Here is a 25,559-nt window from a genome sequence, read left to right as displayed (position 1 = left end):
TCAGACTCCCAACTTCCAGGACAATGTGCGCAGCAGATCAGCAAAAATCCCTGCTGCCGTGACATCACTACCGGCACCATAGCCACGCAATACCAGAGGCAGTGGCTGGTAATAACGGCTGTAAAATGCCAACGCATTCTCGCCATTTTTGACTTTATAGAGCGGGTCATTACCATCGACGGCATCAATACGTACCTGACAACGTCCATTCTCAATAACTCCAACATAACGCAATACTTTGCCCTGCTCCGCTGCAGCCGTCACTCGGCGACTAAATTCAGCATCTAACTGTGGCAAACGTGTCATAAAGGTAGCCACATCGCCACTGGCATCAAAAGATTTTGGCAATACAGATTCGACATCTATATCTTCCAGCTCAAGAACATATCCGGCCTCTCTCGCCAAAATCAATAATTTACGTGCAACATCCATCCCCGAAAGGTCATCTCGTGGATCAGGTTCGGTGTAACCATTTTCTTTCGCCTGTGCAGTGGCCGCTGATAATGACATTCCTTCATCCAACTTACCGAAAATGAAGGAGAGTGAACCGGATAAAATGCCAGAAAAGCGGCTTAATTCATCGCCAGCATTAAGCAAGTTTTGCAAATTTTCGATTACCGGCAGCCCAGCACCGACATTGGTATCATACAGAAACTTACGCCGTGATCCCGCTGCAACTGCGCGTAACTGCTGGTAATATTTCATTGAAGAAGTATTAGCCTTCTTGTTCGGCGTCACCACATGGAAGCCGTCTGCCAGGAAATCGGCATATTGATTAGCCACCTCTTGGCTGGAAGTACAATCAACAATCACTGGATTCAGTAGATGATACTCTTTCACTAAACGGATCAGATGACCAAGATTGAATGGCTCTTCACTGGCTGCCAGTTCATCACGCCAGCGATCAAGTCTAATGCCGTTAACATTGGTCACCATCGCGCGCGAATTCGCAATACCACACACACGCAGATCAATGTGCTTTTGCTTCAACCAAGGCTGCTGCCGGTGGATCTGTTCAAGCAGCGCACCACCGACCACACCAACACCAATTAAAAACAGATCAATCACCTGATCGGTATTAAACAGCATCTGGTGGCTAACCCGCACTGCAGTAGTGGCAGAATCATTATTGACCACCACCGATATTGAACGCTCTGAAGAACCCTGAGCAATCGCCACAATGTTGATATTCGCCCCAGCCAATGCCGAGAAAAATCGAGCTGAAATGCCACGTAATGTGCGCATACCATCCCCCACCACTGAGATGATCGCTAACCGCTCCATCACATCCAACGGTTCGAGCAATCCATCTTTCAGTTCAAGGTAGAACTCATCTTCCAGGGCTTTACGCGCACGCTGTAACTCATTCTGCGGCACACAGAAACTGATACTGTACTCTGAAGAAGATTGCGTGATCAGCACCACCGAAATTCCAGTACGCGACATCACTGCAAACACACGAGCAGCCATGCCAACCATGCCTTTCATGCCCGGGCCGGAGACATTCAACATCGCCATATTGTTGAGATTTGTGATGCCTTTGACCGGCATCTCATCGTCGACACTCTCACCACCAATCAAAGTGCCCGGTGCTTGTGGGTTGGAGGTATTTTTGATCAGACAGGGGATTTGGAACTGGGCGATCGGTGTGATAGTGCGAGGGTGAAGTACTTTGGCACCGAAATAGGAGAGCTCCATCGCTTCCTGGTAGGACATCGATTTCAGCAAACGTGCATCAGGTACAGTACGCGGATCACACGTATATACCCCATCGACATCAGTCCAGATTTCACAGCAATCAGCACGTAAACAGGCGGCCAACACTGCTGCGGAATAGTCGGAACCATTGCGGCCAAGCACCACCAGCTCACCTTTATCGTTACCGGCGGTGAAACCAGCCATCAAGATAATGTGATCAGTAGGGATCGCCGCTGCCGCAATGCGTGCACTCGACTCAACAATATCCACTGTAGACTCAAGGTAATGTCCCTGTGCCAACAATTTTTCCACCGGATTGATCACTGTCACAGGGTAACCCTTAGCCCTGAAAACCCCTTCCATAATAGCGATCGAGAGTTTTTCCCCACGGCTGATGATAGCGGCATTAACACTATCGGGGCACTGGCCCAGCAGGCTGATACCATGCAATACCTGCTTCAGTTGCGCAAACTCGTGATCAACCACAGTCTTAAGGCGATCATACTCAAAACTTGGCAAACTCTGCGCCAATCCTGCGAGTAACTCAGCGAAAATGCGTTCAGAATCCTGCATCGTTGGCAAGGTATCCTGTTTTGCTACCGTCTTCTCGATCATCGCCACCAGATAATTGGTGATCTTCGCCGGTGCAGAGAGCACTGTAGCCACCTGCCCTTGACGCGCATTGCTCTCAACGATGTCAGCAACACGCAGAAAACGCTCTGCATTCGCTACCGAAGTTCCACCAAATTTCAACACTCGCATCTCTGTTTCTCTCCTGAATTTATGCCTAAAAAAAACCCGCACTCTCTAGGTGCGGGCTTTTTCTTCTCATTCTTACATGCGTCAGCCCGCGCCGCTACCTACTGTGGTATCGGTGATAGTGATAATGGTGGTATTCAGGCTGGTATTACGCATTACGCTCTCTCACAAAAACTTCACTCCCCGCTATTGGTTAAAGCAATCGTCGGTCTAAGTCAAATTATTTCTTTGTTATGCCATTTGTCTAACCAGTGACACAAACCGATCTAAAAACAAATTAACCGGCAAATAATTAACATAAAAAACCATTTATTTGTAAATTTTTAGACAAAAAAACCAATAGAGTCGATATTGACACCACATTCATCGGGACAGTTTTTTTTCGATATCATGCAATAAACGATGCAACATCACCACATCACGCTGTTCTAACACACCCAATCGCTGATGCACCCAATCAGACAATTTTTGGTCATCCGCGACGTCTAACTCAGCCAGTAGACGCACTGCACGCTGACGCAGTGCCTGCAACTGTCCCGCTTCCGGCTCTGCAACCATTGGCGGCACCGCTGGTAGCAATTGCGCCAATTGGTAACAGTAAATCATTACCGCCTGTCCTAGATTGAGCGAAGGATAATCTGCCACCATGGGGACTCCCGTTAACAGATCTGCCAATGCTAACTCCTGATTAGTCAGCCCCGAATCTTCACGACCAAACACGACTGCCGCACGCTGCAACCACTGTTGGCGCTCGGTTAGCTGTTCATTTAACTGCTGCGGGGTATAACAGTAATGAAAGCGGGCTCGACTGCGTGCTGTGGTCGCAATGGTTAAATCAACATCTGCCAAAGCCAACTCTAATGAGGTAAATACCTCTGCTGAAGTTAAAATGTCTGTGGCACCATGTGCTACCCAATGTGCAGCGGGTTGCGAATGAGCCTCACTGGCAACAATCCGTAATGAGGTGAACCCCATCGTTTTCATCGCCCGCGCCACTGCACCGACATTTTCCGGCCGAGCCGGTTCCACTAACACGATATCAAACTGCATTGTCACTCCATTAGGTGTAAAATATAGCACTATGAAATTACATATTTATAGATTTTTTAACTAAAAACCTCTCTTATTTTAAACGACTTAAACAATAGAAAAACCGATAAAAAAAATCTTCGATTATTTCTCTTACAGTCGACATTAATAAGTAACACACTGAACACAATGGATAAAATAACCTCACTAACGTACTGTTTTGTAGCAATCACGTCGCATTTTAAGCGTTTCTCACAAAACTGTTAACATGCTATAATTAACTTGATATATGTCAACGAAGCATGGTTTTGTTTCTCTGTCAATTCGACACATGCTGTTATATTGCTGTTAATGCAGTTAGGATATGCGTCGTTTTAATGTCCATGAGACTATAAGAACCACACCTCAACAAAACTGTTCCTAGCTGAAAAAAGTATTGTTGAGGTAATGATGTTAATGATGGCATTGTTAATATTGATGAAAATGCATCAAAAACGAGTTTACGCACCCTAGCCCTTGTTAGGAACATCAAGGTTTTGGTGCCTCCATTTTCTATTTTGTTGGCGATTTTAGGTAGCAACTATGCAAACCCCGCACATTCTGATTGTCGAAGACGAGCTGGTTACTCGTAACACGCTAAAGAGCATTTTCGAGGCAGAAGGCTACATTGTTCACGAGGCCACTGATGGTGCAGAAATGCACAATATCATTGCTGAGAACGATATCAACTTGGTTATTATGGATATTAACCTGCCTGGGAAAAATGGCTTACTGCTAGCTCGTGAGCTACGTGAACAAGCCAGTGTTGCACTCATGTTTCTAACCGGACGTGATAACGAGGTTGACAAGATCCTCGGGTTAGAAATTGGTGCCGATGATTACATTACCAAACCCTTCAATCCACGAGAGTTAACCATTCGGGCACGCAACTTGCTTTCGCGTACCATGAGTGTGGGCAGTATGCCCGAAGAGCGTAAGTCGGTTGAGTGCTACCGTTTTAATGGTTGGGAACTCAACATCAACAGCCGCTCGTTGATCAGCCCAAATGGTGAACAGTACAAACTGCCACGCAGTGAGTTCCGCGCCATGCTCCACTTTTGTGAAAATCCGGGCAAAATCCAGACGCGTGGCGATCTGCTGAAAAAAATGACCGGCAGGGAGTTAAAGCAGCACGACCGCACTGTGGATGTTACCATCCGCCGCATCCGTAAACACTTTGAATCAACGCCTGACACCCCAGAGATCATTGCCACCATTCATGGTGAAGGCTACCGTTTCTGTGGTGATTTAGAAAGTTAAGTGTGATTTCATTACAATAACTTGATGTTATAAACTTACTGGCAGTTTATTGCGTATAGCCCTTTGGAAACACCGTGGTTCCCCGGGTATCTGCTTTAGCAGATACCCACTCACCTTTCACTTTCCCAATGTTAGCGCGACACACCAACAACACATTCCGCTTAGCCGAGCATGATCAAAACGGCCATCAGTTTCTGCTCTGAATGACACCCTCGGGTGTAGTGCGCTAGATAGCCTGCTTTTCATGCAGGATCACAATCCTTTGCTCATTCTGGGGCTTTAAGTTACCTTTTTGCCTGACATAATCCTTAAAGATATCACGCAAAAAATCATTAGTTTCAATTAGTAATCTAGTATCGCGGCTATAATTTTGTTGGTCGCTGCCCAAACATTTCAGCATATCAAAACCATCACCGCCGCCCGCCAGAAAGTCGTTAATCACCACTTTATAACGTTTGTTCAGATCGAGAGCGCGATCACCAACCATAATACGGCTGATGCGCTGACCCGTTGGTTGCTCTGCATCAAAGGTATAAGAGAGGCCCGAAACCTGCAAAAACGCCCCACTTGCTTCTGGATATAACTTCACCCCATTCTCCAGTGCCTGCTTAATTGCACCACCTGACGTTTCAATCAATACCAGGCGATTATCAAATGGCAGCGCTTCAAAAATAGCTCCGATAGTGATATCACCTTTATTGATACTGGCTCTAACGCCACCGCCATTCTGTAGAGCGATATCAGCGTTAAAATAGTCACGCGAGGCATCAGCGACAGCATTCGCCAGATTTGATTCCTGACGCCGTACCACAATCCGTTCAGCATTGAGGTTCACCTGCGCTTTACCTACCACTTCAGACATCTTTTTATCCAACTCTCTGGCATATTTCTGCACGATGTTAACCACAGTTTGGTTCACTGGCATATCTGGGTTGATAACAATTTGGCTAAATACCACGCCAATTTTTTTCTTATGCAATAAATTAACATTGATCTGATTAAGTGTTTCGGCATGTTTGCCTGGATTAATCAGCCAGCTATCCTGTTTCACCAGCGGTTGTCCCATCAGATCATTACCGCCACCAATCGCAATATCAATTCCAGAAACCTTATCTAAAACAACGGGATTATCCTCATGCAAATGCGAAAGCAGAATAATCAGATCCGCCGGATTTTTGCCAGCCTTAACCCGTGCCACTTCAGCACGCGTGGTGTCAAAATGGTCTTTGAATAAGATCTGCTCAGTATTTTTATAGTGTGTCGACATCGCACTACCGGCATCAGTAGCACCAATAATAGCGACATTAATACCATCGATCTGTTTCACGATGCTCTTTTGAAACTCTTTCGGGTAACGCCCATCACGCCAATAAGTATTCACACTCAAAAAGGGGTGGTTTGCCAAGCGCGCATTCGCTCGCAATACATCAAAAGCAAAATCAAAATCATGATTGCCTAATACCGTAGCATCATAGCCCATCGCATTCATCACCTCTATCGTTGATCTACCAGCAAATGCATTGGCGATATTGGTGTTATAAGGAGCATCCCCTCCATCCAACAATAATAAATTGGGCTGACGCTGGCGCATTTTTTCAATCAGATAACTCATTCTGGCCAATGAACCCACATGCACCTTCGAACCAGAAGGCTTATAAGGTTGCAGATGGCCATGAATATCTGAGGTCGCAAACAGCGTAATTATTTTAAACTCTGGATTGTCAACAATGCGCGCTAATGCAGACGCAGCTTCGCCACGTAAAATCGGTCGCGTTGACGTAGCCAGTTTTTTATCTAATAAGCCATCAGCAATCGCACGCGTGACCGAGTGATCAGTTGAGTTAACACCATAAATAGCCTTTGCCAGCATAGTCGAAAACTCGGCAGAACTGATTGTGGCATCCGGATGAAAATGGTGATCAGTGAGCGTCATCAACTTGGCACTCAAAATTGCCTCGATCGCCTCCCTGGCACTGGAATGCAGCGTGTCTTGCGCTTCAGCCACCATAAATGACTCATTCACTACACCTAAATGTGAAGGGTAGGCATACTGCTTTATTAAAGCCGGATCCTTTTTATAATCAAAAGGTTTTATCTCAGCAAGCTGGAACGCCCGTGCCACCAATACAGCCGCCTCCGCTCTGGTTAACGCCACTTGAGGACGATATTTAGCACTATCCTCAATAATAATATTGCGCTTATATAGCGAAATAATTGCCTGTTGGTCGGCAGAGTTGGCAATATCACTAAAGGGGGCTGCTACTGCATGGAGTGGCAGTAGCATAATCGCTATTAACGCAAAAAATTTGCTGATGATAGTTAGAAAGCAATTCATTATTTCGCTCCTTGAGTCAAAATGAGGCATTCGGGTGATATTACTTGCCATTTTGTGCCGAGCTAGTGCGCCAAATCCCCGCGTATATCTATCTGCTTGTGGTGTTAGCGCACTGTCAGAGTCCAAACTGACAGTGCCAATAATGCCTGCGAGATAATAGGTGTTAAGTGCGGCTTTTAGCTTCTAGGTACATCACCGTTGCCGCAACACGTGATGGCACATTCAGTTTGCGCAAGATATTGCGAATATGCACTTTGACGGTCTCTTCAGAAATGTGCAGTTGTATCGCCACCTGTTTGTTCGACATGCCACGTGCGACTTCCTGCAACACATCTAACTCGCGCTCGGTCAGTTCGCTAAACGGATCATGCTGCTCACTGCGCGACGCCAGATACTCCATCAACGCGGAACTGATCACGTTCTCCCCCTCTGCTGCAGCGCGGATCTGCTGTAGCAATTGCTCAGGCTCACTGTCTTTCAGTAGATATCCATCCGCTCCGGCATCCAACAGCGCATAAACATCACTTCTGGCATCAGAAACAGTCAGCACAATAATACGTGACTCCACCGCCTCGTTGCGTAATGCCTTGAGTGTATCTAATCCAGAAAGGCCTTTCATATTAAGGTCTAACAAAATAACATCGGGCGAAGTCTGCCCAGCCAGAGCAATTGCTTCACTGCCGTTGCTGGCTTCAGCAACCACATGAAAAGCGGGATCTAGCCCTAGCAACTGCTTCACCCCCCGTCGCATTAACGGATGGTCGTCAACAATCATAATGTTGTAATGGTTCATCTCAGTAAACATGCTCCCTGTAGCAAGTAGAATCAAACCCTGTGACTGCAAAAGCAGCCAGTAACGGCTAACAACCCATCCCATTTGGCCCCATCTTACTGCCGATATTGCACTAAGATGCTATGTAACCTGCTCATATACCTTGTAGCCAGCCAGATCATCAAGCCAACAGGGATAAGACGTAAAGTAAACAGTATACCCCTCTTGAATAAAGTTGCAGGCGCAGTATCTGCAGTAAACAATTTGAGTTGCATCCAGATGACAACGCTACTGGCGACTGGATCGATCATGCAACCACTGAATAACCGCTATGCCGCCTGAGGCGTGGCGAGTATACCGTTTTAACACGGGAAACGCAGACAAACCTGTGTGCCGTGTTGACTAATGCGCTGGATCTGCAATTTTCCGCCCAAACGCGCCGCACGCTCACTCATAATGGTCAGCCCATAGTGGCCTTCCGGTTCATCCAGGCTCTCGATCCCACTACCATCATCAGTAATGGTAATGCAGTTATCGCCGGTTTCTAACACCTCGCAGTGAATGACAATTTTTTTCGCATCTGCATGTTTAATCGCATTAAGTACCGCTTCACGCACAATCTGCAATGCATGTACCTGCTGCTGAGCATTCAACGCCTGTGAAGCAATCCGACAATCTAGCTGAATTTCAGCCTGAGTCAGCAATCTCAATGGTTCTAATACTTGCTGTAGCGCGATATTGAGGTCAGCATCTTGCACAGTGAGGCGGAAAGTACTTAACAGATGCCGCAGTTGACGATAAGCCTCGGCCAACGCTTGATCAAAATTATTGATGATCTCATTAGCCTGTTCCGGATTACCCGCCAATGTGCGCTTCAGCAGTGTCAGTTGAATGCGCAAAAAAGTCAGTGCCTGAGCCAGTGAGTCATGCAACTCACGAGCAATAGTCGCTCGCTCTTCCATCAGCAAAAACTGCATATGCTGCTTTTGTGCCCGATTGAAATGCATTCCTCGGCTCAGCATGTTGCTAACACTCTGCATCAAATGCGGATGTGGTGCCTGCCCTTGGTGCTGCCAGCTCAAACTGCCGCGAGGTTTACTCTCCTGCATAATGGTTTGTGAATGCCAAGGTAAATCGGGCAGTGGCTCACCACTGCCGATCTGCCATTCACTCAAACTGTCTTGCACATTCAGCCTGATGCACTGTAACTGCTCGCTGGAACGCACAATGCGTAACACCTTCTCAAACGCCTGCTGATCAAGTTTGCCGGTACCAAGCGCCTGTGAACAGCGGTAGAGCACTTCGAGGGTACGATTTGCCTGCTGTAATCGTTCCGTCTTCTCCTGCACTTTCTGCTCTAACGACTGGTATAGTTTTGCCAGTTCACTCGACATCGCGGTAAATGTCTGCGACAACACCCCAAGCTCATTAGGAGATGAGACATCCAGTGGCGGATGGTTAAAGTCACGCTGCTGCATATAGCGACTGGCGTGTACCAACTGCTTCAGCGGAGCAACCACCTGTCGACGCATAAAGCGGATACAGAACAGCACCAGGCCGATAATCGCGATATACCCCATCACACTGATCACTGCCACAACGGTTAACTTACGCTCAGAATAGCGCTGTAACGCCAGCACAAACTGGTCGATCTGTGCAACGTGGCTGGCCACATTGTGTTGGTAATGTTCAGTCTGACCGGCAAGGATCTGCTGTTCCAGCGTCTGCCAAGAGTGACGTAACGTAATATACTGTTGCCTGACATCCTCTGGCACATAAGCATGATCAAGTTTATGCAGTGAAGGCGCTTCAAGCGTGTTCTGATATTGCGTCAGATAGCGATTCAACTGATGCGACGGGTTAGCCAGCTCATATGCCAAACGATAACTCTGCATACGCAGTGAACCGGCAATGTTGACCGCTTCAGCATCACGCAAACTCCCAGCAACGGTAGTCAATGCTAACCCTGTCGAGAGAACAGAGAGTATTACAATCCCCGTCAATGCTTTAGCCAGGCTACTGGTGACCGAACGTTTTACTAGCAATCGTCTCTCCTCCTGTTGAAAAACCTTTTTCCTCAGCTTATTGCTGTGCAGCACTGAAATCTGTCTGAGATTGGACTGTGATGTAACAAATTAGTGATCAACTCTGCCGATAAATGTCAGCAAATTTTCATCCTCTTTGACCAGAGATTGATCTAGCGCAAGCAACCCCCCAATTTACCCCTAACGAGGGATTATCTGCTATCGCCATTCCCCCTACTTTATCCGCGCATTCAGCACGAGTTCCACCATAATAACCCTAATAGGAACGCTGCCACTTATTTTGTTTGCACGCACAAGCGTGCTGTTGACTTGAGGAATAAACCACATGGCCGACGTGTCGCGACGCAATTTGCTCAGCGGACAATGGCACCATCGCTCGAACGTGATACGCCCCCCGTGGTCACGTGAGCCTTCCCTGTTTGTTGCTGCCTGTACTCGCTGCCAGCAGTGTATTGACGCCTGTGAGACCGGTGTATTAATCAGCGGTAGTGGTGGTTTTCCTGAAATTGATTTCCAACAGGCCGAATGTACTTTTTGCCGTCGCTGTGCAACGGCTTGTCCGGCTGAACTGTTTTACCCAGAACAGCATCCAGCGTGGCAACAAGTGGCCAACATCGCCGATCACTGCCTGGCATTACGGGGGGTTGAGTGCCGTAGCTGCCAGGATAGTTGTGAAGTACCCGCGATCGCATTTCGGCCGCAATTAAATGGTGTGGCTCAACCGCTGCTTGATCAAAATAGCTGTAACGGTTGCGGAGCCTGCGTAGCACCTTGTCCAGCACAGGCGATCGCCATAACCCGGAGTGACAACCATGAATAACGAATGGCATGTGAGCGGCCTTATGGTACAGGCACGGCCAGAAATGTTTCCAACACTGATCCCAGCACTGCTGACAATTCCGGAAACGGAGATCCCAGCGCAAGATCAACAACAGGGCAAGCTGGTGGTGGTAATGCAAGCTGCCAGCTCGCAACAGTTATTAGAAAATATTGAGTCAGCACGCAACCTTGACGGTGTGCTGGCTGTGTCGCTGGTTTATCACCAGCAGGATGAGCAAGGTGAGGTAATAGCATGAAACTCAGTCGTCGTGACTTCATGAAAGCTAACGCTGCAGCGGCAGCCGCTGCGGCTGCTGGGTTGACGATCCCAACAGTCACACTGGCAGCAAACAGTGCAGACGAAATCAAATGGGACAAAGCACCTTGCCGTTTCTGCGGCACCGGGTGTGGTGTTCTGGTCGGCACACAGAATGGTCGTATTGTCGCCTCACAAGGTGACCCGGATGCACCGGTTAACCGTGGTCTCAACTGTATCAAAGGTTACTTCTTGCCAAAAATCATGTATGGCAAAGATCGCCTGACACAGCCGCTGCTACGGATGACAAATGGCCAATATGATAAAGAAGGCGAATTTACACCAATCAGTTGGGATAGCGCGTTCGATATCATGGAAGAAAAATTTAAAGCGGCATTAAAGGCCAAAGGTCCAGAAGCGATCGGTATGTTTGGCTCAGGCCAATGGACAGTTTGGGAAGGGTATGCTGCCGCTAAGCTGTTCAAAGCTGGGCTACGCAGCAACAACATCGATCCTAATGCTCGCCACTGCATGGCTTCTGCGGTAGTCGGTTTCATGCGCACCTTTGGCATGGATGAACCGATGGGCTGTTACGATGACATCGAACAGGCCGACGCTTTTGTGCTTTGGGGCTCAAACATGGCCGAAATGCACCCGATCTTATGGTCGCGCATCACCAATCGCCGGTTAAGCAACGACAAGGTTAAAGTCGCAGTGCTATCCACCTTTGAACACCGCAGCTTCGAGCTAGCAGACAATGCGATGGTGTTCACGCCGCAAACCGATTTGGTGATCATGAACTACATCGCCAACTACATCATTCAAAATAATGCCGTCGACCATGACTTCCTCAAGCAGCACGTCAATCTGCGCAAAGGGGTGACTGATATTGGTTATGGTTTACGCCCGACTCATCCATTGGAAAAAGCGGCGAAGAACCCAGGCAGTGATGCTTCATCACCGATCAGTTTTGAAGATTACAAAGCATTTGTCGCCGAATATACGCTAGACAAAGCAGCACAGATGAGCGGTGTGCCAAAAGATCAGTTAGAAGCACTGGCAAAACTGTATGCTGATCCAAAGGTAAAAGTGGTCTCCTACTGGACGATGGGCTTCAATCAGCACACACGCGGAGTATGGGCAAATAACCTGTGCTACAACCTGCACCTGCTCACTGGCAAAATTTCCAAGCCGGGTTGTGGGCCATTTTCTCTCACCGGGCAGCCTTCTGCCTGTGGCACCGCGCGCGAAGTAGGCACATTTGCTCACCGCCTGCCAGCAGACATGGTGGTCACCAACGAGAAACACCGCAAACTTGCTGAACAGTTGTGGCAACTCCCAGCCGGCACCATACCTGCCAAAGTGGGCCTGCACGCCGTGGCGCAAGATCGTGCGCTGAAAGATGGCAAATTGAATGCCTACTGGGTGATGTGTAACAACAATATGCAGGCAGGGCCGAATATTAACCAAGAGCGTATGCCTGGCTGGCGTGATCCACGCAACTTTGTTGTGGTCTCTGATCCTTACCCAACTGTCAGCGCCCTCTCTGCCGACCTGATCTTACCTACCGCAATGTGGGTAGAAAAAGAAGGTGCCTACGGCAATGCAGAGCGCCGCACCCAATTCTGGCGTCAGCAGGTACAAGCACCGGGTCAGGCAAAATCTGATCTGTGGCAACTCGTTACTTTTGCCAAACGCTTCAACGTGGAAGAAGTGTGGTCAGACGAACTGCTGGCACAGAAACCACAGTATCGCGGCAAAACGCTATATGACGTGCTGTTCACCAATGGTGAAGTGAATAAATATCCGCTGACTGAAATCCCCGCCGATCAACTGAATGACGAAGCGCGTGAGTTTGGCTACTACATCCAGAAAGGGCTGTTTGAAGAGTATGCCGAATTTGGTCGAGGCCACGGCCATGACTTAGCCCCATTCGATGTCTATCACCAAGTTCGTGGTTTGCGTTGGCCGGTAGTGAACGGAAAAGAGACCTTGTGGCGTTACCGTGAAGGCACCGATCCTTATGTAAAAGAAGGTGAAAGTGTACGCTTCTACGGCAAACCCGATGGCAAAGCAGTGATCTTCGCACTGCCATTTGAGCCGGCGGCTGAAAGCCCAGACAAAGAGTACGATCTCTGGTTATCAACCGGTCGTGTGCTAGAGCACTGGCATACTGGCACCATGACACGACGAGTACCTGAACTGCATCGCGCCTTCCCGGAAGCGGTGCTGTTTATCCACCCACTCGATGCCCAGAAACGCAATCTGCGCCGTGGCGACAAAGTGAAAGTGATCTCACGCCGTGGTGAAGTGCTCAGCACTGTCGAAACTCGCGGACGTAACCGCCCGCCGCAGGGATTGGTATTTATACCGTTCTTTGACGCAGCACGTTTGGTCAACAACTTGACACTGGATGCCACTGATCCGCTGTCAAAAGAGACCGACTACAAAAAATGTGCCGTGAAACTGGAAAAGGTATAAGCGCAGCGCCATGAGCCAGCAACGGGATAAAACTCCAGCCAGACGGCGTTTTTTACGCGACACTGCACGCAGCGTCGCGGGTTTGGCCGGAATTGGCGTGTTATTGGGGCTGCAACAAAAGCAGTCTCAAGCACGCGATGGCCTGCTATTGCGCCCACCCGGCGCAATAGCCGAGTTTGAACGTGCCTGTGTGCGCTGTGGTCAGTGTGTACAAGCCTGCCCGTATCAAACCCTGAAACTGGCAACACTGCTCTCTGCCAACGCTGCGGGTACACCGTACTTTGTGGCACGCGATATCCCTTGCGAAATGTGTGAGGACATTCCCTGCGTAGCCGCCTGCCCGAGTGGCGCACTCGATCCTGCCTTGCAGGATATCGACCAAGCACGTATCGGGCTGGCAGTGTTGCTGGATCATGAAAACTGCCTCAACTGGCAAGGATTGCGCTGTGATGTCTGCTACCGTGTCTGTCCATTGATCGACCAAGCAATCACGCTCGAAATGCAACAGAATGTCCGCACAGGCAAACATGCCAAATTTATCCCAACGGTACACAGCAATGCCTGTACCGGTTGTGGCAAATGTGAACAGGCTTGCGTGTTGGAACAGGCAGCAATCAAAGTATTGCCGTTGGAACTGGCACAAGGGCAGTTAGGCGAACACTACCGCTGGGGCTGGAAGGAAAAAGAACGCGCTGGTCACGCACTGGTGCCGGAAGGACCGAAACTTCCCGTCTACGGTGAGCAGGGAGGTAACTGATGGCTAATCCCGTGGCTCAAGCTGGACGAGAAGCGCGTCTGCGTCATGGCTGGTGGCGCAGCCACCGTTTTTTACTACTGCGTCGCAGCAGCCAATTGCTGATCCTACTGATGTTCCTTGCCGGGCCACTCTGGAGCATCTGGATCTTGCGTGGCAACTACAGCGCTAGCTTGCTGTTCGAGAGCGTGCCACTGACCGATCCACTGATGATGCTGGAAAGCCTGCTCGCTGGGTACTGGCCAGTAGCGACACTGTGGAGCGGTGCAATGGTGGTGCTGATCGGCTACGCTGTTATTGGCAACCGTCTGTTCTGTGGCTGGGTATGCCCACTCAACCCCGTCACTGATCTGGCTGCCTGGTTACGGCGTAAATGGGGCCTACGCCAATCAGCAACGCTGTCGCGCCAATTGCGCTTTGGCATTTTGCTGATGATCCTCATCGGCAGTGCCCTCAGTGGCACACTGATCTGGGAATGGATTAACCCTGTTGCCCTGATCGGACGGGGCTTGATCCCAGCAACCGCAGAAGGCATTTCCGGTTGGCTCACTGCCATCGGTGCAGCATTTGGTGCCGGCATCTGGCTGATTGTTGCGCTATTTCTGTTTGACCTGCTGGTGGTTGAACATGGCTGGTGCGGTCATCTCTGCCCGATTGGCGCACTGTATGGTGTGATTGGTTGTAAAGGTATCGTTCAGATCCGCGCAGAACGGCGCGAAAACTGCACCCACTGCATGGATTGCATCCACGTTTGCCCAGAAGCGCAGATCCTGCGTGAACCGGTGTTACTAAAAAGGGGCACACCGACTGTTGCGCGTGATGCCTGTATTGCCTGCGGACGTTGCATTGACGTTTGCGCAGAAAACGTTTTCGAAATTAAGACAATCTTTCATTCGTCGGGAGCCAAAAAATGAACAGTAATGTCCTGAAAAAGCAGTTTTCCCTCTGGGGAGCACTGTTATCACTGGTGGTAAGCAGCATCACGTTTGCCGCGGGTGGTGTGGATCTTCAACAATCGCCAGAGGTTTCCGGCACCGCTGAAAAGCAGATCAAAATGCCAAAACAGCAAGAGAGGATGCCGCTCAACTACGTCAATCAACCACCAATGATCCCACACAGCATCGATGGTTATCAGATCACCAAAAACACCAACCGCTGCTTACAGTGTCACGGCGTCGAGCACTATCGTACTACCGGTGCACCGCGCATCAGCCCAACACACTTTATTGATAGCAATGGCAAACTGTTAACCCACGTTGCCCCACGCCGCCACTTCTGCCTACAGTGTCATGTGCCACAGACAGACGCAGCGCCGATTATTGGTAACGACTTCAAGCCTGCCCCAGGCTTTGGGCAATAAGCGGAGTTATCATGTCAGAACAGCATCCAAAAAATTCAGAACAGAAAGTCGGCGTCATTCGCCGTTTATGGCGCTGGTGGCGCAGACCCAGCCGTTTGGCACTCGGCACACTGCTATTGATCGGTTTTGTTGCGGGTATCATCTTCTGGGGCGGATTTAACACCGGCCTTGAAGCGACCAACAGCGAACGCTTCTGCATCAGTTGCCATGAAATGCGGGCTAATGTCTACCAGGAGTATATGGAAACGATACACTACACCAACCGTAGTGGTGTACGAGCCACCTGCCCTGACTGCCACGTTCCCCACGAATGGGGCCCAAAAATGCTACGTAAAATCCAAGCCAGCAAGGAGCTGTACGCCAAAGTATTTGGTTTGATCGACACGCGGCAGAAATTTGAAGACCATCGACTGGTACTGGCTAACAATGAATGGAAGCGCATGAAAGCCAACAACTCTCAAGAGTGCCGTAACTGCCACAACTTTGAGTACATGGATTTCACCGCACAGAAAAGCGTGGCGGCAAAAATGCACGATAAAGCGATCACCGAAGGTAAAACCTGCATTGACTGCCACAAAGGCATCGCACACAAACTGCCTGACATGCGTGACGTACCTAGCGGTTTTTAACTCGGATTAATCACTGTACTTGAGAGCCAGTAGCTTAGGGCAATCATCACTCAGTGATTCAGTCTGTCTGAAGTTACTCACTACGGGTTACTCACTACGGGTTACTCACTGAAGCTGCCCGCCGTATTTGATTATGGCGGGCAGTCGCTGTCGCCAAAATATCAGCGTACCTACTGTATTTCCACCCACAGCTAGCCAGTTGATCGGGCTGTATAAAAAAACAAATTTCAAAAATATAAGTTCTCTATTTCGCCTACCCCATATACCATACAGCGGCTGGCAAGCTCTATCCTGCTCAACCTGTTGCCGTACACCGTTGTGATTTTTGAACACCCCCACAATGCGGCTAGCGCCATCAGTAAAAAATCACAAAAACGTTAACCTCAATGAATTAAAAAGATTAACACTATGACGGATAGCAAAAATCTGGACTCCCACACCCCAATGATGCAGCAGTACTTGCGGCTTAAAGCTGAACATCCGGGGATCTTGCTGTTTTATCGCATGGGTGATTTTTACGAACTGTTTTACGACGACGCAAAGCGTGCGGCACAATTACTCGATATTTCACTGACAAAACGCGGTGCCTCAGCCGGAGAACCGATCCCAATGGCCGGTGTTCCCTACCATGCGGTAGAGAACTATTTAGCCAAATTGGTGCAACTGGGTGAATCCGTCGCGATCTGTGAACAGATTGGTGATCCTGCCAGCAGCAAAGGGCCGGTTGAACGCAAAGTCGTGCGCATCGTGACGCCCGGTACCATCACCGACGAAGCGCTACTACAAGAACGACAAGATAACCTGCTGGCAGCAATCTGGCAGGAAGCACACCGCTTTGGTTATGCCACACTCGATCTCAGCTCAGGCCGCTTTCGGATCTGTGAAGCAGATGACCTGGAAAGCATCGCTGCCGAGCTACAACGCACCAATCCCGCCGAACTGCTCTACCCGGAAAATTTTGCCGCCCTAGGGCTGATTGAACAGCGCAACGGCCTACGGCGTCGACCATTATGGGAGTTTGAGCTAGAGACCGCGCGTCAACAGCTCAACCTGCAATTTGCCACCCGTGACCTAAGCGGTTTTGGTGTCGAACAGGCGCACCAAGCACTGCGTGCAGCGGGATGCTTACTGCAATATGTCAAAGATACCCAACGCACAACACTGCCGCATATTCGAGGCATTACCATCGAACGCCAACAGGATGGCATCATCATGGATGCCGCGACACGCCGCAATTTGGAAATTACTCAAAACCTGGCCGGCGGTAGTGAAAACACCCTGGCCGCGATCCTGGATCGCACCGTCACGGCAATGGGCAGCCGGATGCTAAAACGCTGGCTGCACACGCCAACCCGCAACATCAACGTGCTCAGCCAACGCCAACAAGCGATCGCCGGCTTACAACAACTGGCTAATGAACTACAGCAACCACTGCGACAAATAGGTGATTTAGAACGCATTCTGGCACGTCTCGCACTGCGCACTGCTCGCCCACGCGACTTGGCACGTATGCGCCATGCCTTTCAACAACTACCTCTATTGCACCAGCTACTCGCTCAGACTGAAACAGCGCATCTACAGCAACTGGTTACACAGATTGGCGATTTTGAACAGCTACACGATCTGTTGCAGCGAGCGATCGTAGAGACACCCCCGGTGTTAGTGCGCGATGGCGGCGTGATCGCGCCAGGCTATCATGCCGAACTTGACGAATGGCGCGCGCTCGCCGAAGGTGCCAGCGACTATCTCGAACGTCTGGAAGTGCGCGAACGAGAAAAACTGGGATTAGATACGCTAAAAGTCGGCTTCAATGGGGTACATGGCTATTACATTCAGGTGAGCCGAGGCCAAAGTCATCTAGTACCCATACACTACGTGCGTCGTCAAACACTCAAGAATGCCGAACGCTACATCATTCCTGAACTCAAGCAATATGAAGATAAGGTATTAACATCCAAGGGCAAAGCGCTAGCACTGGAAAAAGCGCTGTATGATGAACTGTTTGATCTGCTACTACCGCATCTTGAAGCACTGCAACAGAGTGCCGCCGCATTGGCGGAACTGGACGTGTTAACCAACCTGGCAGAGCGCGCCGACACGCTCAATTATCACTGCCCAACCTTAACCGAACAGCCCGGTATCGCCATTAGTGAAGGGCGTCACCCAGTGGTAGAGCAGGTATTACGCGAACCGTTCATCGCCAACCCACTCATGCTGTCACCACAACGGCGCATGTTGATGATTACTGGTCCGAATATGGGCGGTAAAAGCACCTATATGCGACAGACTGCGCTGATTGTCTTACTGGCTTACATTGGCAGTTTTGTCCCCGCCACCAGTGCTACCATCGGCCCAGTTGATCGTATCTTTACCCGCGTTGGAGCGGCGGATGACCTGGCTTCTGGCCGCTCGACCTTTATGGTCGAGATGACCGAAACCGCCAACATCCTGCATAATGCCACTGAACAAAGCTTAGTCTTGATGGACGAAATTGGCCGTGGCACCTCAACTTATGACGGACTTTCTCTCGCCTGGGCTTGCGCCGAAACATTGGCAAACCGCATCAAATCGATGACGCTGTTTGCTACCCACTACTTTGAACTGACTCATTTGCCAGAAAAGATCGTCGGCGTAGTTAATGTCCATCTCGATGCGCTGGAACATGGCGATAGCATTGCCTTTATGCACAGCGTGCAAGAAGGAGCAGCCAGTAAAAGCTATGGGCTGGCAGTGGCTGCGCTGGCAGGAGTACCGCGTGATGTAATCAAACGCGCACGGCAAAAATTGCGCGAACTGGAGACGCTTTCACAGCAAACCGCAACCAGCACCATCGAAGCCAGCCAAATGACGTTACTGACTGAAGAGTTGCCACCGGTGGTGGAAGCGCTGGAGAAATTGGAGCCGGACACACTGTCCCCCAGGCAGGCATTGGAGTGGATCTATCGGTTAAAAGCCTTGATCTAAAAAACTGCCACCGGCTTGAGCGGCTATTTTTTGCCCTTTTCTGCCCGTAGACGACGCAACTCTTTCGGATCAGCCAGTAAAGGGCGATAAATCTCTATCCGGTCGCCCTCACTAACGCGATCATCCAATTTCGCCAACCGGCTGTAGATACCCACACGATTGCTCGACAAGTCAATATCACGCCGCAGTTCAAGCAGCCCTGAAGCGACAATCGCCTGCTCAATGGTGCTATCAGCAGGCACCTTCACCTGCCGCAGATATTGGCGCTCCGGCAGCGCGTAGACAACCTCGACAGATATTTCAGACACGATAGATCTCTTTCGCCCGTTGAGTGAACGCCTGCACCATACTGTTGGCCAATTCTTTAAACACCTTACCAAAAGCCAGTTCAATCAGATGATTGGTAAACTCAAAGTCAAGATGCAACTCCACCTTACACGCCTCTGGGCTTAAGGCAGTAAAGTGCCAGCCACCGATCAGCTTTCTAAATGGTCCGTCGACCAGTTGCATATTAATGCTCTGATTATCCTGCAAAGTATTACGTGTGGTGAAAGTTTTACTGATCCCCGCCTTAGCGACCTCTACCGCTGCCGTCATTTCGTGGTGAGAAGCAGCAAGTACACGGCTGGCAGTACAACCGGGCAGAAAATCGGGATAAGAGTGAACATCATTAACCAATTGGTACATCTGCTCGGCACTGAATGGCACTAACGCAGATCGGCTGATCTGTGGCATAACATTTCCTGTACAATACAAACCGGCAGATAATACCACCGATTTGCCTTTTGGCGTCTATCTTAAGAAGAAATTGCTGAGTAGCAGCCTGCACTTCGCAACTTACACGCTAACCGCAGGCTGAACGCACAGCGAAGTTAAATTTTGCCTTGCTGATTTTTACCTTGCTGACAATGCCAAACAACGTAGATAATCCCTGCATACAAACAGTTGCTATCCGTCACTGTATGCTGACGCTATGTTGTCGCGCAAACAGCATACCGGCAGTAGGCAACGATTTCGAGCACAGCCCAGCGACAAAACGGCAACTCAACATGCCGCCATTGGCTCGACTCCAAATCCGAATCAACTAACAAGCTCGATGATGTTACCCCGATTGCAGCCGCTGCAACTGAAGGTAATCATAGGAAAAGATATCCTTCATCGCACTATTGAATATAAATGAGCGCATTATGGCAAAAAAAAATAACCACAAACCCGGTTCCGCAACCATTGCACAAAACAAGCGCGCACGTTTTGAATACTTCATTGAAGAAGAGATCGAAGCGGGGCTAGCGCTGCAAGGTTGGGAAGTCAAATCTCTCCGTGCTGGTAAAGTTAACATCAGCGACAGCTACGTGACATTTCGCCAAGGTGAAGCCTACCTGTTTGGTGCCACCATCACACCGCTAAGCGTAGCGTCCAGTCATGTGGTCTGTGATCCGACTCGAACCCGTAAACTCCTGCTTAATAAACGCGAGCTGGATTCACTGATTGGGCGAGTCACACGCGACGGTTACACCGTGGTGGCACTCTCAATGTATTGGAAAAATGCCTGGAGCAAAGTGAAAATTGGTGTCGCCAAAGGTAAAAAAGCGCATGACAAACGCAGTGATATCAAAGATCGTGAATGGCAAACTGACAAAGCCAGGATCATGAAACATGCGCAACGATAACTTGCTAGCGTAGCGCATAACGTTTCTGTTATACTACGCGACACTGTTTGGGGGCTGATTCTGGATTCGACGGGATTGGCAAAGCCCAAGGAGCATGCCGAGGGGCGGTTGGCCTCGTTAAAAGCCGCAAAAAATAGTCGCAAACGACGAAAACTACGCTCTAGCAGCTTAATACCCTGCCTAGTGCCCTCTCTCCCTAGCCTCCGCTCTTAGGACGGGGATCAAGAGAGGTCAAACCCAAAAGAGATCGCGTGGATGTCCTGCCTGGGGCTGAAGCGTTAAACTTAATCAGGCTAGTTTGTTAGTGGCGTGTCCATCCGCAGCTGGCAGGCGAATGTAAAGATTGACTAAGCATGTAGTGCCGACGGCGGAGTAATTTCGGACGGGGGTTCAACTCCCCCCAGCTCCACCAAAATTCTCCATCGATGATTACCAGAGTCATCCGATGAAGTCCTAAGAGCCCGCACGGCGCAAGCCCTGTGGGCTTTTTTGTGCCCTCAATTTATCCCGCGAACTCCAAAGAGAACTCATTACATCCGAACTTTTTAGGCTCATTGTAAACATCCGGCGATCTCACCTTGCGAATTTATGTTAAGCGGTTAAGGTGAGATCGCTTGATCATGTCGTTCGGTCTAGCGACAATTGCTCTGCCCGTCTGAGCTGTTCCTTAAAAGCACCAATGAAGCAAGCTCTTATCCACAATGCGGCTGGATCGTTGGTAAGGCGTGCGCTCCAGGTGATGACATGCTTCATCTCTTCGATTTTAAACGGTGTCTCCCTGACCTCAAGTCCAAAGCGCTGGATCACGTCCGCAAGCACAACCGTGGGAAGGGTTGCAATCATGTTGCTCTCAGCCAAAAGCGCAGCAACTGCTCCAAAGGTTGGCACGGTCAGCCCAATGTTCCGTTTCAGCGCCGCCTGTTGAGCCGCCAATGTGACCGGGCTGCGTACTTGATCACCCGTACCTACTGCAATGTGGGGCCACGCTGACCACGCCTTCTTGGTCCATTTGGCCAGAGCGGGATGTCCTGACCTCATGAAACAAGCCCACTGAAATTCGCCAATTACTTCCGTAGCAACGCCCTCGGGCTGCTTGATCGCATCAGGTAACAGGGCTAAATCGACTAAGCCCTCAGAAACATCGAGCAGCGTGCTTGATTTGGGTGTTTCCCATTGCAGCACCACTCCCGGAGCCTCGAGTTGAATACGCCGAATCAACGACGGGAACATGGTCATTGCCAGATCCGGTACGGCCAAGCGAAAACACCGGGTCGAGGTGCTTGGTTCAAAGGCTTCTCGCGGACTGAGCACTCGCTCGATGCTGCGCAGAATTGGACGCACTTCCTGCACCAGTTCCATTGCATAAGGACTGGGCTGCATACGACCGCCCACCTTCACTAACAGTGGATCGCCCAACTGGTCGCGCAATCGCCCAAGCGCATGACTCACTGCTGACTGTGTGCGTCCAAGCTGCTCGGCAGTTTTGGAAACACTGCCTTGCTGCATGAGCACGTCGAACAGCAGCAACAGGTTTAGATCGATCTTGCGTAAATCAATTTTGTGCATATGGTATGAACATTATCTGTTTGCTACATGTGAAACTTCATCATAAATTCTGATTCATCGTCAACTTATTCATGGAGATTTACATGCCAAAACATCCTCGATTTCACACGCTGCTGGCGCTTACCGTAATGGGCGCCAGTGCGTTGCCTTACTCTGTCCATGCGCAAAGCCTGACTGTCGAACAGGCACGTATCGCAGTCACCCCCTTTTATGACGCACTCAATGCCGTGCCCGGCAAAGATGCCTCGGCATTGGTCATGCAGGCCACGACACCAGATTGGGTGTCATGCAGCGGTCAGCATGACTGCAAACCGCGCGACAAGGTGGCCCCGTCGATTGCCGGCTTCGGAAAAGTCATTCCAGATCTGAAGTGGGAGATCAAAGAATTACTGGTCAACGGCAACCGTGTAGTGGTGCGTGGCGAGGCTTCCGGCACTCCTGTATCTACGTTTATGGGAGTGCCAAATACCGGCAAGTCCTTCCGCATCATGTCTATTGATATTCACACCGTTGAAAATGGCAAGCTCATCCGCTCTTACCACGTGGAGGACTGGATGAGTGCGGTACGACAGCTTTCGTCGAAATGAATGTTAGCAACAACACACAGCGCGGTTATCTCTGGGTCTATGCGTCACCGGCGTCGGTTGCACAGCGTATCTGGCATAGCGCCGTTTACCTGGTTGCACTTTGTGTTGACGCATCTTCCAACATGGCAACAGGGCCAACTGCTGACACAGCCCGATAACATCTTCTCCTCATCCAGCTAATCGGCTGCTCACCTTAACGGCTTAACATAAACTCGCAAGGTGAGATGGCCGGATGCTTACATAACATGCCCACCTCACAGCAGTCGACTGAAATTATTCATGATAAATTGACAGCATCGCTGTTGAATCACAGAGACGCCTCAATTAATAATTCTTATCAAAATAAACAGGATATAAACAATACATTTACAAGCCATTTAGCTTAACAACAAGCAAATATATGTAAATAAAAACTAAACATACATAATCATACAACTACCATTTCGATTAAGATCATAAAAAAACATACAAACTGATAAAAACGATAAATTATAATTGACATTATCATGGCAATCGAACAGCATTTGTACAGCAAACTTCGCCGTAACATTAAGCAATATTATGTCGAGATCATCTCCTGTGAATTTGCTCGCATCTAAAACGACCAAGTGAAAAACATGTCCATCTAACCATGATGCATGCAGCAAGAGAGATTAAACGAGGGAACGGAGCGCTGTGTTATGCCACCAATTCGCCACCATGCAGAAGAACTCAGCCAATTGCAGGACGACATCGATACCCTGTTTGATGATCGCCCCAGCACCCTGCGCTACATTACCGAACCCGCTCAAGACCCCGACGCCGAACGCTTGGGCGAAGGCAACACCTTTCTTGGCAGCCAACTTGAAGCCCTGGTCGAGCAACTCGCGCCACAACTGGACTACGGCCTGACCGATCTACAGTGGCCAAGCCGCCTGCGCCCAGTGCCCAGCCTCACCATCCTGGAATTTCACGCCAACACTGTCGATCCGGCACAACCGATCACCACCCTGGCCGCCGGCCAAACCGTGTTCAGCGCCCCGCTGCAACTGGAAGATGGCCGCAGTGAACGTTGCCAGTTCCGCACCAGCCGCACCCTCTCTCTCACCCCACTGCAACTGCAACAGGTACACACAGAGAGTGACAGCCTGGCACTGCAACTGAGCTGCCCCCAGCCGTTGCCGCTCAACGCCCTCGGCCTAACGCAACTCAACCTCTACCTCGGCCAGGATAACTACATCGGCAGCCAACTGCTGTTGTGGCTCTGCCACTACCTGACACAGGTCGAGCTGCAACTGGATGACCAGACGCTCCCCCTGCCCGACTGGCGTTTTCGTGTACAAGGATTGGCGGAAGACGACCAAGCGACACTGCCCTACCCCAGCCACGTGTTCAGTGGCTGCCGGTTACTGCAAGAGTACAGCTGCTTCCCGCAACTGCTGATGTTTGTGCAAGCGCACTGCTCAGCACAGTTGGACGCACGCCCAGTGCAACACCTGACACTGCGCTTTCACTTCTCGCGCCCACTGCCGCAGGATCTGCAACCGCGCACCGAACACCTGCACCTGCACTGCACCCCGGCAATCAACCTGTTCTCACACGCCGCCGAACCGGTGATTGTTGAAGGCCAGCAGAGCCACTACCCGCTGGTGCCCAGCTACCGCCATCCGCAAGCCTATGACCTGTTCTCGATTGACCAAGTGCAAGGCCAAGTGCTACAGCGCCCTGATCTCGGCACCCGTCACTACCGCCTATTTGAAGGCTTTCGCCACCAGCAACAGCACGGCAACCAGCACTACTACCGCCTGCATACCCAGCTTGGTCTGCCGGCGCATGTGCTGGCCAAACGCGGCTTTCAGCATCAGCTCTCGTTTATCCGCCTTGATGAACCGCAGCGCCACCCAGACACCGAAGTGATCTCTTTGCAACTGACCTGCTCACAGCGTGACCTGCCGGGGCTACTGACCATTGGTGATCTCTGCCACGCCGAACTGCCGCCGGGCATCACAGTGCGCAACCTGACACGCCCCAGCCGCTCACTCTACCCACCGAGCGACGATGAGTTGCTGGATAACCTGCTCAGCTCGCTGACCTTAAGCAGCGGCTCGATCCTGTCGCTGTTTGCGCTGAGCGAACTGCTGCGCCTGCACGATCTACCGGCCAGCTACCACCCGAACCTGGCTGAAGCCGCCCTTCGGCGGCGCATGGCGCTGGCAGAGATAACCTCACGCCCGATCGAACGCTACTACCAAGGGGTACTGATCGACGGCATCGCCTCGACACTGTCGATTGAGCAGCACGGCGCCTTTGCCAGTGAAGGCGAGCTCTACCTGTTCGGCAGTGTGCTGGCGGCATTTCTGGCGCGTTACGCCAGCCTAACCCTATTCCATCAGCTCAGCGTCATTAACCTTGATAATCAGGAATGTTATACATGGCCGATAACTTTCCCCAATTAAGGCGCTTCAACTTCTACCAGTTGGTAGAACTGCTGCGCGCGCTCTCGGATCGCAAAGCCGACCCGCTGCATGATTTAACCCCCGAGCAGGAGCCGATCCGC

The 25,559-nt window shown here is 50.3% G+C and carries 20 protein-coding genes, 1 other RNA gene and 1 other annotated feature; of the genes, 13 read left to right on the top strand and 8 right to left on the bottom strand.

Features of this window, described 5'->3' with window-relative positions:
- Nucleotides 1-2,460, bottom strand: a complete 2,460-nt coding sequence (thrA, locus tag EOJ37_RS11035) for a bifunctional aspartate kinase/homoserine dehydrogenase I (RefSeq protein WP_127959975.1) — start codon at nucleotides 2,458-2,460, stop codon at nucleotides 1-3.
- A 25-nt stretch (nucleotides 2,461-2,485) separates the two neighbouring features.
- Nucleotides 2,486-2,606, bottom strand: a sequence feature (Thr leader region).
- Between the two features lie 214 nt (nucleotides 2,607-2,820).
- Nucleotides 2,821-3,507, bottom strand: coding sequence for a tRNA/rRNA methyltransferase (locus EOJ37_RS11030; protein ID WP_127959974.1), 687 nt, complete (start codon nucleotides 3,505-3,507; stop codon nucleotides 2,821-2,823).
- 561 nt (nucleotides 3,508-4,068) lie between these two features.
- Here EOJ37_RS11030 and arcA point away from each other — a divergent pair.
- On the top strand, nucleotides 4,069-4,785 hold the full coding sequence (gene arcA, locus EOJ37_RS11025) for a two-component system response regulator ArcA (RefSeq protein ID WP_127959973.1): 717 nt from the start codon (nucleotides 4,069-4,071) through the stop codon (nucleotides 4,783-4,785).
- 226 nt (nucleotides 4,786-5,011) lie between these two features.
- On the opposite strand, the gene EOJ37_RS11020 is transcribed toward arcA, so the two are convergent.
- From EOJ37_RS11020 to narQ, 3 genes are all read right to left on the bottom strand, one after another.
- Nucleotides 5,012-7,120, bottom strand: coding sequence for a bifunctional metallophosphatase/5'-nucleotidase (locus EOJ37_RS11020; RefSeq protein ID WP_162473692.1), 2,109 nt, complete (start codon nucleotides 7,118-7,120; stop codon nucleotides 5,012-5,014).
- A gap of 163 nt (nucleotides 7,121-7,283) precedes the next feature.
- Nucleotides 7,284-7,913: a two-component system response regulator NarL gene (gene narL, locus EOJ37_RS11015; protein WP_127959971.1), complete on the bottom strand. Its 630-nt coding sequence runs from the start codon at nucleotides 7,911-7,913 to the stop codon at nucleotides 7,284-7,286.
- 341 nt (nucleotides 7,914-8,254) lie between these two features.
- Nucleotides 8,255-9,937, bottom strand: coding sequence for a nitrate/nitrite two-component system sensor histidine kinase NarQ (gene narQ, locus EOJ37_RS11010; RefSeq protein WP_127959970.1), 1,683 nt, complete (start codon nucleotides 9,935-9,937; stop codon nucleotides 8,255-8,257).
- 325 nt (nucleotides 9,938-10,262) lie between these two features.
- On the opposite strand from narQ, the gene napF reads away from it, so the two are divergent.
- The 8 genes from napF (at nucleotide 10,263) to mutS (ending at nucleotide 19,200) form a co-directional block, all read left to right on the top strand.
- Nucleotides 10,263-10,757: a ferredoxin-type protein NapF gene (gene napF / locus EOJ37_RS11005; protein ID WP_127959969.1), complete on the top strand. Its 495-nt coding sequence runs from the start codon at nucleotides 10,263-10,265 to the stop codon at nucleotides 10,755-10,757.
- A complete protein-coding gene (napD, locus tag EOJ37_RS11000) occupies nucleotides 10,750-11,013 on the top strand; it encodes a chaperone NapD (protein ID WP_127959968.1) in 264 nt (87 codons plus the stop codon). Before napF ends, napD begins: the two co-directional genes overlap by 8 nt.
- Nucleotides 11,010-13,493 carry a nitrate reductase catalytic subunit NapA gene (gene napA / locus EOJ37_RS10995; RefSeq protein ID WP_127959967.1) on the top strand — a complete coding sequence of 828 codons (2,484 nt, stop codon included), beginning with the start codon at nucleotides 11,010-11,012 and terminating at the stop codon, nucleotides 13,491-13,493. Before napD ends, napA begins: the two co-directional genes overlap by 4 nt.
- 10 nt (nucleotides 13,494-13,503) lie before the next feature.
- A complete protein-coding gene (gene napG / locus EOJ37_RS10990) occupies nucleotides 13,504-14,250 on the top strand; it encodes a ferredoxin-type protein NapG (RefSeq protein ID WP_127959966.1) in 747 nt (248 codons plus the stop codon).
- On the top strand, nucleotides 14,250-15,161 hold the full coding sequence (gene napH, locus EOJ37_RS10985) for a quinol dehydrogenase ferredoxin subunit NapH (RefSeq protein ID WP_127959965.1): 912 nt from the start codon (nucleotides 14,250-14,252) through the stop codon (nucleotides 15,159-15,161). The genes napG and napH overlap by 1 nt, the downstream gene beginning before the upstream one ends.
- Complete coding sequence (gene napB / locus EOJ37_RS10980; RefSeq protein ID WP_127959964.1) at nucleotides 15,158-15,607, top strand: nitrate reductase cytochrome c-type subunit; 450 nt, start codon at nucleotides 15,158-15,160, stop codon at nucleotides 15,605-15,607. The genes napH and napB overlap by 4 nt, the downstream gene beginning before the upstream one ends.
- 11 nt (nucleotides 15,608-15,618) lie before the next feature.
- Complete coding sequence (gene napC / locus EOJ37_RS10975) at nucleotides 15,619-16,236, top strand: cytochrome c-type protein NapC (RefSeq protein ID WP_127959963.1); 618 nt, start codon at nucleotides 15,619-15,621, stop codon at nucleotides 16,234-16,236.
- Between the two features lie 408 nt (nucleotides 16,237-16,644).
- Nucleotides 16,645-19,200 (top strand): DNA mismatch repair protein MutS, encoded by a 2,556-nt coding sequence (gene mutS, locus EOJ37_RS10970; protein ID WP_127959962.1) that lies wholly within the window; start codon nucleotides 16,645-16,647, stop codon nucleotides 19,198-19,200.
- A 23-nt stretch (nucleotides 19,201-19,223) separates the two neighbouring features.
- Here the strand turns inward: mutS and EOJ37_RS10965 are convergent, their stop codons facing one another.
- Together EOJ37_RS10965 and EOJ37_RS10960 are read right to left on the bottom strand one after the other, a co-directional pair.
- Entirely contained in the window at nucleotides 19,224-19,508 is a 285-nt protein-coding gene (locus tag EOJ37_RS10965; protein WP_127959961.1) for an RnfH family protein, read from the bottom strand.
- A complete protein-coding gene (locus EOJ37_RS10960) occupies nucleotides 19,501-19,935 on the bottom strand; it encodes a type II toxin-antitoxin system RatA family toxin (RefSeq protein ID WP_127959960.1) in 435 nt (144 codons plus the stop codon). Before EOJ37_RS10960 ends, EOJ37_RS10965 begins: the two co-directional genes overlap by 8 nt.
- 452 nt (nucleotides 19,936-20,387) lie before the next feature.
- Here EOJ37_RS10960 and smpB point away from each other — a divergent pair, with 452 nt between their 5' ends.
- Both smpB and ssrA read left to right on the top strand, forming a co-directional pair.
- Nucleotides 20,388-20,870 carry an SsrA-binding protein SmpB gene (gene smpB / locus EOJ37_RS10955; protein WP_127959959.1) on the top strand — a complete coding sequence of 161 codons (483 nt, stop codon included), beginning with the start codon at nucleotides 20,388-20,390 and terminating at the stop codon, nucleotides 20,868-20,870.
- Between the two features lie 50 nt (nucleotides 20,871-20,920).
- Nucleotides 20,921-21,282, top strand: a transfer-messenger RNA (tmRNA) gene (ssrA, locus tag EOJ37_RS10950).
- A gap of 206 nt (nucleotides 21,283-21,488) precedes the next feature.
- Here the strand turns inward: ssrA and EOJ37_RS10945 are convergent.
- Nucleotides 21,489-22,436 carry a LysR family transcriptional regulator gene (locus EOJ37_RS10945; protein ID WP_127959958.1) on the bottom strand — a complete coding sequence of 316 codons (948 nt, stop codon included), beginning with the start codon at nucleotides 22,434-22,436 and terminating at the stop codon, nucleotides 21,489-21,491.
- A gap of 83 nt (nucleotides 22,437-22,519) precedes the next feature.
- Between EOJ37_RS10945 and EOJ37_RS10940 the strand changes: the two genes are divergently transcribed.
- Both EOJ37_RS10940 and tssF read left to right on the top strand, forming a co-directional pair.
- Entirely contained in the window at nucleotides 22,520-23,023 is a 504-nt protein-coding gene (locus tag EOJ37_RS10940) for an ester cyclase (protein WP_206194050.1), read from the top strand.
- Nucleotides 23,024-23,703: 680 nt separating this feature from the next.
- Nucleotides 23,704-25,458, top strand: coding sequence for a type VI secretion system baseplate subunit TssF (tssF, locus tag EOJ37_RS10935; RefSeq protein WP_162473691.1), 1,755 nt, complete (start codon nucleotides 23,704-23,706; stop codon nucleotides 25,456-25,458).
- The last annotated feature ends 101 nt before the right edge of the window (nucleotides 25,459-25,559 follow it).

This window comes from Serratia microhaemolytica, from assembly GCF_004011885.1.
GTDB lineage: Bacteria > Pseudomonadota > Gammaproteobacteria > Enterobacterales > Enterobacteriaceae > Serratia_G > Serratia_G microhaemolytica.
Note: the sequence above shows the minus strand (reverse complement) of the source record. Positions and strands in the feature narration are given on the sequence as shown.